Origin of the sequence: Paraburkholderia sp., assembly GCF_034668105.1 — a bacterium.
Taxonomy (GTDB): Bacteria; Pseudomonadota; Gammaproteobacteria; order Burkholderiales; family Burkholderiaceae; genus Paraburkholderia.
In genome coordinates, this window is record NZ_JAXDPY010000352.1 from 1 (window position 1) to 9604 (window position 9604).

A 9604-nucleotide genomic window follows, 5' to 3' on the forward strand; every position below is an offset into this window, starting at 1 on the left:
ACAAAGGACATTGAGTCTCCAAAGCTTGATAGTTCTAGGTGTACGCCGTCCCGATGGGGCGACGGCCCGGCGCCCGCAAATGCAGATTCCGTGCCACGCGCGCCGCAGCGGCCTGCCGGTTGATTCCGCAGGCCAAAGTTCGAAACGTGATGAGCCCGATTGTACCCATATGTCTCTAAAACGGGACGTTAATCACCTGAACATCGGCCGAATTGAGGTTAAACCCTTGTCTGTAGAGCTTGCTGGCGATCTCACCGATGAGATAAGCTTGTCTACGAAATGAGACATACATAAATAAAACAGTAGCCGGAGACAGCGACACCATGATGAACGACTGGGCGGGCCTTCCTGCCACCTACGGCGACGTGTTGCGCCGGGCGTTGGATTCACTCTTCCGTACGTTCGAAAATTCCAGCGAAGGCACCTTCATCGTCGACGCCGAGGCACGCGTCGTCTGGATCAACAAGCGCTATGCGGCGCGCTTCGGCTTTTCGGACCCGGAGCAGGCGATCGGCCGGGATTGCGAGGAGGTGATTCCCAACAGCCTGATGCGCGAGGTCGTGAAGACCGGCAAACCGATTCTGCTCGACATCCTCGAAACGGACCGCGAGCCGTTGGTCGTGACCCGGTTGCCGCTGAAAGACGATGCGGGCGAAACGGTCGGCGCGGTGGGTTTCGCGCTGTTCGACGAGTTGAAGGCGCTGACGCCGCTTTTTTCCCACTACTCACGCGTGCAAGCCGAGTTGATCGCGACGCGCCAGTCGCTCGCGCAAGCAAGACGGGCGAAGTACACGTTTGGCAGTTTCGTCGGCACGAGCGCGGCCAGTCTCGAAGTGAAGCGCCAGGCGCGCCGCGCGGCGCAACTCGAATCGCCGGTGTTGTTGCTCGGCGAAACCGGCACGGGCAAGGAATTGCTCGCGCATGCCATTCACGGCGGCTCGGCGCGGGCAAATCAGCCGCTCGTGACCGTCAACGTCGCGGCGATTCCGGATACCTTGCTCGAAGTTGAATTCTTCGGCGCCGCGCCCGGCGCCTATACGGGCGCCGACCGCAAGGGGCGCGTCGGCAAGTTCGAGCTCGCGAACGGCGGCACGCTGTTTCTCGACGAAATCGGCGACATGCCGCTGCCATTGCAGGGCAAGCTGCTGCGCGTGCTGCAGGAGAAGGAATTCGAGCCGCTTGGCTCGAACCGGATCGTGCGCGCGGATGTGCGGATCATCGCGGCGACGTCGGCCGATTTGCCGGCGCTCGTCGCGGCGGGGCGTTTTCGCGCAGACCTGTTCTATCGGCTGAACGTGCTGACGATCCAGGCGCCGGCGCTGCGCGAGCGTTCGTCGGATATTGAAGCGCTGGCCTACGCCATGCTCGAGGACCTGTCGACGCAAGCGCGCGGCACCAGTCACTTCGAATTGCAGGACGATGCGTTGCGGCTGCTGTGTGCCTACGGATGGCCCGGCAATGTGCGCGAGTTGCGCAACACGCTGGAGCGGGCGGTGATGCTCTCGGACAGCGAGCGAATCGACGCACGGGCGTTGGCGCCGTTCATGGGTCCGGGACAGGGCGGCGGCCTTCGTCCGCAGGTACCGGGCGCGCTCTCCGGCGCGCACGCTTCAGGCGCGGCTGCTGAGGCGCGCGAGGCGGCGTCATGGAGCGACGCCATGGCGGCGTTCGAAAAGCGCTTCCTGAGCGACGCGTTGCGCGCCCACGGCGGACGCGTGATCGAGACCGCCGCGCAGATCGGTATGGGCCGCGCGACGCTCTACAAGAAGATCGCGGCATACGGTATCGAGATATGACGACGTCGAGCGAGATCAAATGACGCAGTGCAATTGCCGCGTGGCACAATCGCGTGATCGAAAAACAAGACGTGATCGGGGTTTCAAATGAAACGCAGTCTCTTCTCTTTCGCGCGCCGGGCCTGTGCCGCGCTGGCGCTTCCCGCACTCGCCATGCTGGGCGGCTGCAGCAGCAGCGCACCGCTGTTTCTGCCGGACGGGCGGCAGACCACGCTGGTTCAATGTCCGGCCGGCTCCGACTCGTGCTCGCAGCAGGCAAGCGCGGGGTGCGGCGGCGCTTTCGACGTGGTGCGCCAGTCCAGCGACAACGGCACACTCAGCCTCATTTACGCCTGCCGGACGAAATGACGTCGCGCCAGCCCACGGTTGGCGTTAGTCAGAGAATTATCAACTTCCTTTCTTTACCCCAGCTCGGCCAGGCCGGCCGGCGTCCGTCCCTCTTAGCGCGGATTTTATTTGACTGGCCGAATCCGACCTACGGCTGGCCGCTGTCACGCAATAAGCCCATGGTCGTCATCACTATCTGCGTCCAATGTGCATCTACTGAAACGGCTATGATCCATATTGAATATTTGCCGTGCTGCTTCGATATTTATTTTGCTTTTACTGTTTGAGCCGATGAACGGATGCGCTTGTCTAGCCGTTAGGCCGAGTCCGTGCGCCACCTAACGGAACGCGAAGATTCTTCGCAGTATCGTCTTCTGGCCGGCTCGAATTAAACCTATACGAAGAATTTGCCGGCTTGCGGCAGGACGCATTAGCCGCTCAAGAAAGATTTTCCGTTTGAGAGACTGCACGGCGTAATTGCGGCACGTTTCATGCTGTTTAAACGAGTTCAATGAGTAATTCCGGGGAAAACAATGAATCACCGCCAACTCGAAAAAGATATCGAGCATCTTGAACATGTAATTTCGCATATCTCCGCTGAAGACCGTATTCCGCTGTCATATTGGCGCAACCGCATTGAGTCGGTGTCCGGGGCGGTACTGGTTCCCGCGCAAGCCAGTCGCGTCAAACGGCTTAACGCAGCCCTTTCGGCCCTGGAGGCGCGGCAGAAAGCCTGACCGTCCCTCTGGAAGGAAGATGACGTGTACCTTCTGATCGGGTAACGTTCGCTGCAAAAATAAGGGAACGTAACGCCTACCGACTCAGGAGGAACATGCAACCAGCAGGACTTTCAGCAACACGGCTCTCAGCGCTCACGAACGCCATGCAGGGCTATGTGGAGCGCGGCGAAGTGGCAGGCGTCGTTTCGCTGGTCTGGCGGCGCGGCGAAATCGGCTATTTCGAGCCGCTCGGCTTGCGCGACGAAGCCGCGCAATTGCCGATGGAACGCGACACGCTGTTTCGCATCGCGTCCATGACCAAACCGGTGACGAGTGCGGCGATCCTGATGCTGATCGAAGAGGACCGGCTCGCACTCGACACGCCGATCTCCTTGTGGCTGCCGGAACTGGCAGCGCCCTCCGTGCTGCGCGACCCCACCGGCCCGCTCGACGAAACCGACCCGGTCAGAGCGCCGCTTACCGTGCTCGATCTGCTGACGCATCGCGCCGGCTACGCCTACCACTTCACGGCCACCGGTCCGTTGGCCGAAGCTTATGCGGCTGCCTTCAACGGTATTGAAGCGCACGGAGATGCCAGTGCGTGGCTGACGCGTATAGCGGGTTTGCCATTGATGTTTCAGCCCGGCTCGCGCTGGCACTACGGCATCGCGACCGACATCCTCGGCGTGCTGATCGAGCGCGTAACCGGCATGCGGCTCGGCGAGTTCTTCCGCACGCGGATCTTCGAACCGCTCGGCATGCGCGACACAGCGTTCTGGGTGCCCGGCGCGCAGCTGACGCGCTTGGCGACGGCTTATGGCGTCGAGCCGGGCACTCGCCGGCGTGTGGTCGAAGATCATCCGTCGGCGAGCCGCTGGGCGAATCCCGAGCGATTCCAGGGCGGCGGTGGCGGTCTTGTCTCGACGGCGCAGGATTATTTGCAGTTCGCGCAGCTGTTGCTCGGGCGTGGACGGGTGGATTCGACACGTTTGCTGTCGCATCGCTCGGTCGATCTGATGCGCTCGAATTTTCTGACGCGCGACCAGCGCCGCGTGCCGGCATTCGGTCATGTGCTATGGGCGGGGCAGGGCTTCGGCCTTGGCGTGTCCATCGTCGACGATCCGGCGCAGCAGTTGCCCCTCGGCTATCGCTCGATAGGCTCGTTCGGCTGGCCAGGCGCGTTCGGCACAAGCTGGTTCGCCGATCCGGTAGAAGACATGATCGGGCTCATGCTGATTCAGCTGCGTACTGTCGAACCCTTTCCGATGTCGGTCGATTTCGAACGCCGCGTGTACGATGCGATTGACGATTGAGTGCATGGGCTACGGTCGTTGAGCGGGAAGCCCTGGGCAGCCGTTAGCCGGGGCCGTCCTGCGCCACCACCTTCCGCCCGCATGCGCGGCTCTATCCGGCACTTTATTCGTCTGATAGTGTGCCCCCAAAGGAGACTTCCTCTGGAGCGTCCGCACCGCAGTTCGTCAAAATCGATCGGAGTACCCGCCATGGCCTCATACAAACAGTTGACCGCCCAGCTCGAAAAGCTCCACAAGGAAGTCGCCGTGGCGCGTGAAAAGGAGATCGCTCAGGCGATCGCCGAGATCAAGCAGAAGGTCGCCGAATATGACCTGACGGCCGAAGAACTCGGTTTCACGAGCAAGCGTGCGGCGGGACGCAAACCGGCCACGGTTGCCAAGTACCGCAATCCGAAAACCGGCGAGACATGGAGCGGCCGTGGTCGCTCGCCTGGCTGGCTCGTGGGCAAGAATCGCGAACGCTTTCTGATTGAAGGCTGACGCCGCGCGTCCATGGCGCTTGTGCTCGCAACGCGCCGGGTTTTTTCTGAAGTGAAGTTGTGTCGGGTTTTTCTCGCACCGCGGAGAGGGTCCCGAAAACGCTCACCTTTCGCGTGAGCCTGCCACGCGCGCCGTCAGTTTCTCCTCACGCCTCGAGCCAGCAATCGTTGTTTCGGTGAGCCTGGTTTTGTCGAATGACGCACCTTGTGGTGTGATCGCCTCTGTTGTTCCTCATAGCGGCATCCCCTTCCCCGAAACCCGCGCCAGCCTTTGCTGGCGGGCGTTCCCAAGCTATACGAAGCAACGCCCTGCGCGTCGTGCGGTGTTCGCGCTGTCTACTCCACGGACTTTGCTGCGCTCCTGAATTTCGTGCACGCGGGTGCGTGAGTGGCCATCCGCGTCATCACCTTTCATTGCGATTCGAGCTTCGTAATCGCGAGTCCCGAAAACGCTCACCTTTGGCTTCGTGCGTGCGCGATGTGGCCCACCCACCGCACGCGCCCGCGGGCAAACCCGGAGATAAGTTCGCCTCATACCCCGCATCAAAACTCATCGATACAGGGTCGCGAGGACCGGACAGCACAATCGCTCATCCACTCAACCTCGACGGAACGACCATGAGCGTATCGACGGACAAACAACTCTTTATCGGCGAAGGATGAACATGGGCACGCCGCAATGGAAGCCGTGGATTTTCGACGAAACGCAGAGCGAACCGATCGTGCGCCACGCGCTGGAAGCCGGCGTCAATTTCATCGATCTCGCCGATTTTTATTCGACAGGTGTCAATGAGGACGTGGTTGGCCGCATTCTGAAGCGCCTCGCACGACGCGAGGAAATCGTCGTGACGACCAAGGTCGGCTATGACATGGGTGCGTATCAGAACGCCGTTCGGGCGCGGACTTCCTGCTGAACGGTTTCCTTGTGCTGGGCGCGCTGGTCGGTATCTGGCTGACGATCAAACTGTCGCGCCGTGTGTTTCTGATTGGTTCGTTCGCGGTGACTTGTTTGTCGCTGGTCGCGTGGAGTGTGCTGCCGGAATCTGCAACGCTGGCGATGATCGTGGCCTTCGCCATCTTCACGCTGACGATGTCGGCATTCTCGAATCTGGTCGGCGTGTTTCCGCCGGAGTGTTTTCCAACCGAGGTGCGCGCATGCGGCGTGGGACTTGCGATCGCGTGTAGCCGCCTTGGATCGGCTGTCGGTACATTCTTGCTGCCGCTCGGGATCGTCCATCTAGGCTTTCACGCGACCATGATGGTGCTGGCGGCCGTTCTGTTGATCGGGATGATTGTGTCGATCGCCTGGGCGCCCGAGACGAAGCACTTGACGTTGAACGAAGCTAGCGGCGCATAGCGCACCTGTACGTTGAGATAAAACCCGCCGCATCGGCAACGGTGCGGCGGGTTTTTTATGCGCGTCGCCTGGGAAATCGATTTTTCGCCCGGCATTTTTAAGAACAGTCTTATTCCCGTTTCTAAGCAGACATCGCCTGTCAGAAATATCTCATGTCGTGTAGGGCGATTCTTAATCAAATAGGAATCGTCCTACGTACTTATGTCATCGCGAATTTTAATATTTGTTTGCGCCTGAACGAAAGGCCAATAGTTCGAAGCAAAGATCGCCGCTTACCGGCGCAGAACGTTGGAGCGTGAAGGGGCGAACGGCAGGTCGAACTAATCACGCGCCACCGTTGACTTGAACTTTTATTAATTCACTGGAGCAGCAAACATGAAAGCAATGATCCCCGCACTCGCAATCGCAACCGGCAGCCTGTTGGGTCTCGCATCGTTCGGCGCCAATGCCGCAGACGGCACGATCACCTTCACCGGTACCGTTTCCGATACCACTTGCTCGATCAACAGCGTCGCGTCGGGCAGCCCGGCAGACAAATCGATCACGCTGCCGACCGTTTCGGCCAGCACGCTGTCGACCACGGGTGCTACTGCTGGTACGTCGAGCCCGACGGACCTGGCATTTACGCTGAGCGGCTGCACGAGCGGTGCAACGAAGGCAATCGCTAACTTCGAAAACGGCCCGCAGGTCGACCAGACTACCGGCAACCTGAAGAACAGCGGTACCGCAGCAAACGTGCAAGTTCAGTTGCTGAATGCAGGCATGAACCCGATCAACATCACGACCAACTCGAACAATCAGTTGGCGACCGATGGCGTGGCGATCACTGGCGGTGCAGCCAGCCCGAAATACTTCGCGCGCTACTTCGCGACGGGTAAGGCCGCAGCCGGCACCGTGAACACGTCGGTGCAATACACGATGCAGTATCAGTAAGGATTGACCGGAGGCGTTCACTCAGGTGAACGCCTTTTTAACGGCCTTATTTCAAGATTTAGTTTGAGGTGATTGTGATGAAGATGCTCAAAAAAATGACGATGGGAATCGGTTTTGCATGTGCGCTGCTTGCAGGCAGCGCACATGCAAGCGTGACGATCGGCGGTACACGAGTGGTATATCCGCTCGAGCAGCGCGAAGTCACAGTCAAGCTGGATAACGACAGCAACAACCCATCGCTCGTGCAAGTTTGGATGGACGACGGCGATGCCAATGCGAAGCCGGGCGACATCAAGGTGCCGTTTGTGATCACGCCGCCGATTTTTCGCATGGACCCGAAGAAAGCGCAGACGCTGCGCGTGATGTATAGCGGCGACGCGGTACCGCAGGATCGTGAATCGGTCTACTGGCTCAACGTGCTGGACATTCCGCCTAAAGCAAGCGCGGCACCGGATGTCAATTCGCTGCAGCTCGCGTACCGCACCCGCATCAAAGTGTTCGTGCGTCCGGCCAAGTTGCCGGGCAAGCCAGAAGACGCCCCGGCGCAGCTGAGCTGGAAGATTGCCGCGTCGGCGGACGGCAAGGGCCAAGCCGTGAGCGTATCGAATCCGACGCCGTACTACGTGTCGTTTAGCGAAGTCGATGTCGAAAGCAGCGGTCATACCTTCAAGAATGAAAAGGGCGGCATGGTTGCGCCACACGCTTCGGTAATTCTGGCAGTCGAAAAGATGAATGCCGTACCGGCAGGCGCGAAGGTTCACTACACCGCGATTAGCGACTACGGCGGCGCCATCAGCGGCGACGCGACGCTCGGCCAATAGACCGCAGCAGTATTGCCGGTCGGGCGGCCGCCTCCCGCCCATAGCTCAACACTTTCTCGATAACGGCGTGCATTGCACAGGCAATGCATGAAGGACGACGCACGCCCGTTGCAGAACATTGGATCAGTTAAATCATGAAACTCTCACCTCGTCATCAGTCGCATGCTCGCACCAGTGAAGGTCCTGGTTCGTTCGGCCTGAACCCCGTCACCGCCGTTGTCATGTCGGTGTTCGCGGTGCTGGGCGGCGTCCAGCCGGCGAGTGTGAGTGCTGCACAAAGCACCAATACTGGCGCAGCGGTTCAGTTCGATACGACGTTCTTGCGTACCGACCCGAAACAAACAGTGGACGTTACGCGTTTTGCGCGGGGCAACATGGTGTCGGCAGGCGTGTATTCCGTCGACCTCTGGGTCAACGACGTTCGTGTGGCGCGCCAGGATGTGCGCTTTGTGGCGACCGGCGAAGGGCAAAGCGCGCATCCGTGCTTTAGTCGCCCGATGCTGGAAAAACTTGGTGTCGATTTTGCGAAGGTCGGTGCGGATACTGGTGTGAAGGCGCCAGAACATGCTTCAGCTGCAGCAGGTGCAACGAATGACACACACGAAGCCGCAGGCGCTGAGGCTGCGCCCGTTAGTGCGCAGTCCGATAAAACCGCTGTAGCAGCAGCGGGCGCTGACGAATGCGTCGACCTGGGCGCAACGGTGCCGGGCGCGGCCGTCGATTTCGACTTCGAAGAACAGAAGCTCACGCTGAGCGTGCCGCAAAAGTACATGCGCAACGCCGCGCGCGGCTACGTTCCGCCGGACATGTGGCAGACCGGTGTGAACGCGGGCTTTGTGAGCTACAACGCGAACACTTATCACACCGCCGGCTCGGGCACGCAATCGACGCAAAGCTATCTGGGCCTGAATGCCGGTGTGAACATCGGCGCGTGGCACTTCCGCCATCAATCGTCGTTGTCGCAGGCTACGGGCCAAGGCACGCATTTCGACAACATCGCGACCTATCTGCAGCACGACGTTGCCGCGTTGAAATCTCAAGTGACGGTGGGCGACGGCTACACGACAGGCGATGTGTTCGACAGCGTGCAATTCCGTGGCGCGCAAATCGCCACCGACGACCGCATGCTGCCGGAATCGCTGCGCGGCTATGCGCCGGTGGTGCGCGGCACGGCGGAATCGAATGCGCGTGTCACGGTCCGTCAGAACGGTCAGGTGATTTATGAAACCAGCGTGTCGCCGGGCCCGTTCGAAATCAACGATCTGTACGCGACCGGTTACGGTGGCAATCTCGACGTGACGGTGACGGAAGCCGATGGCCGCACCAAGACCTTTACGGTGCCGTTTGCTTCGGTCGCGCAGTCGCTGCGTCCCGGCACGACGCGCTTCTCGGTGACCGCCGGGGAACTGCGCAACTCGACGCTCGAAACGAAGCCGAACTTCGCGCAATTCACCTTGCAACGCGGGCTGACGAATCTGGTGACGGCCTACGGTGGCGCGGTCGCCGCCAACGGCTACGTGGCGGCCGACGTGGGTGCGGCGCTGAACACGAAGTTCGGTGCGTTCTCCGCGGACGTAACCGGCGCGCAGACACAGATTCCGAATCAAAGCACGATGCGCGGCACCAGTTTGCGCGTCGGCTATAGCAAGTTCATCGATCCGACCGACACCAACATTGCGGTTGCCGCTTACCGCTATTCGACTGCGGGTTTCATGAATTTGTCGGATGCGGCATCCGTGCGTGATCTTGCGATGCGCGGCGGCGATACGAACTCGGTCTATCGCCAGCGCAACCGTTTCCAGCTCACGGTCAATCAGACCCTCAAGGACCATGGAACCGTGTTCCTGAGCGCATCGTCG

The 9604-nt window shown here is 60.3% G+C and carries 9 protein-coding genes and 2 pseudogenes; all 11 read left to right on the forward strand.

The window, feature by feature from the left end; all coding sequences use genetic code 11:
- Positions 1-283 (forward strand): hypothetical protein (locus QOC89_RS15890; RefSeq protein ID WP_323045880.1); only part of this gene is annotated, 283 nt, incomplete at its 5' end.
- A gap of 40 nt (positions 284-323) precedes the next feature.
- Positions 324-1796, forward strand: coding sequence for a sigma-54 interaction domain-containing protein (locus tag QOC89_RS15895; protein ID WP_323045881.1), 1473 nt, complete (start codon positions 324-326; stop codon positions 1794-1796).
- A gap of 87 nt (positions 1797-1883) precedes the next feature.
- Complete coding sequence (locus tag QOC89_RS15900; RefSeq protein WP_323045882.1) at positions 1884-2144, forward strand: hypothetical protein; 261 nt, start codon at positions 1884-1886, stop codon at positions 2142-2144.
- Positions 2145-2656: 512 nt separating this feature from the next.
- Positions 2657-2860, forward strand: a complete 204-nt coding sequence (locus QOC89_RS15905; RefSeq protein WP_323045883.1) for a hypothetical protein — start codon at positions 2657-2659, stop codon at positions 2858-2860.
- Between the two features lie 95 nt (positions 2861-2955).
- The gene (locus QOC89_RS15910) at positions 2956-4155 is read left to right on the forward strand and encodes a serine hydrolase domain-containing protein (RefSeq protein ID WP_323045884.1); all 1200 of its coding nucleotides are present in this window, start codon (positions 2956-2958) and stop codon (positions 4153-4155) included.
- Between the two features lie 189 nt (positions 4156-4344).
- Positions 4345-4635, forward strand: a complete 291-nt coding sequence (locus QOC89_RS15915) for an H-NS histone family protein (protein ID WP_323045885.1) — start codon at positions 4345-4347, stop codon at positions 4633-4635.
- Between the two features lie 658 nt (positions 4636-5293).
- A pseudogene (locus QOC89_RS15920) lies at positions 5294-5524 on the forward strand (aldo/keto reductase); the annotation flags it as partial.
- 2 nt (positions 5525-5526) lie between these two features.
- Positions 5527-5991, forward strand: a pseudogene (locus tag QOC89_RS15925) (MFS transporter); the annotation flags it as partial.
- 375 nt (positions 5992-6366) lie between these two features.
- Entirely contained in the window at positions 6367-6924 is a 558-nt protein-coding gene (locus tag QOC89_RS15930) for a fimbrial protein (RefSeq protein WP_323045886.1), read from the forward strand.
- 77 nt (positions 6925-7001) lie between these two features.
- Positions 7002-7745, forward strand: a complete 744-nt coding sequence (locus QOC89_RS15935; protein ID WP_323045887.1) for a fimbria/pilus periplasmic chaperone — start codon at positions 7002-7004, stop codon at positions 7743-7745.
- Positions 7746-7879: 134 nt separating this feature from the next.
- Positions 7880-9604: fimbria/pilus outer membrane usher protein (locus QOC89_RS15940; RefSeq protein WP_323045888.1), on the forward strand; the 1725-nt coding region annotated here is incomplete at its 3' end.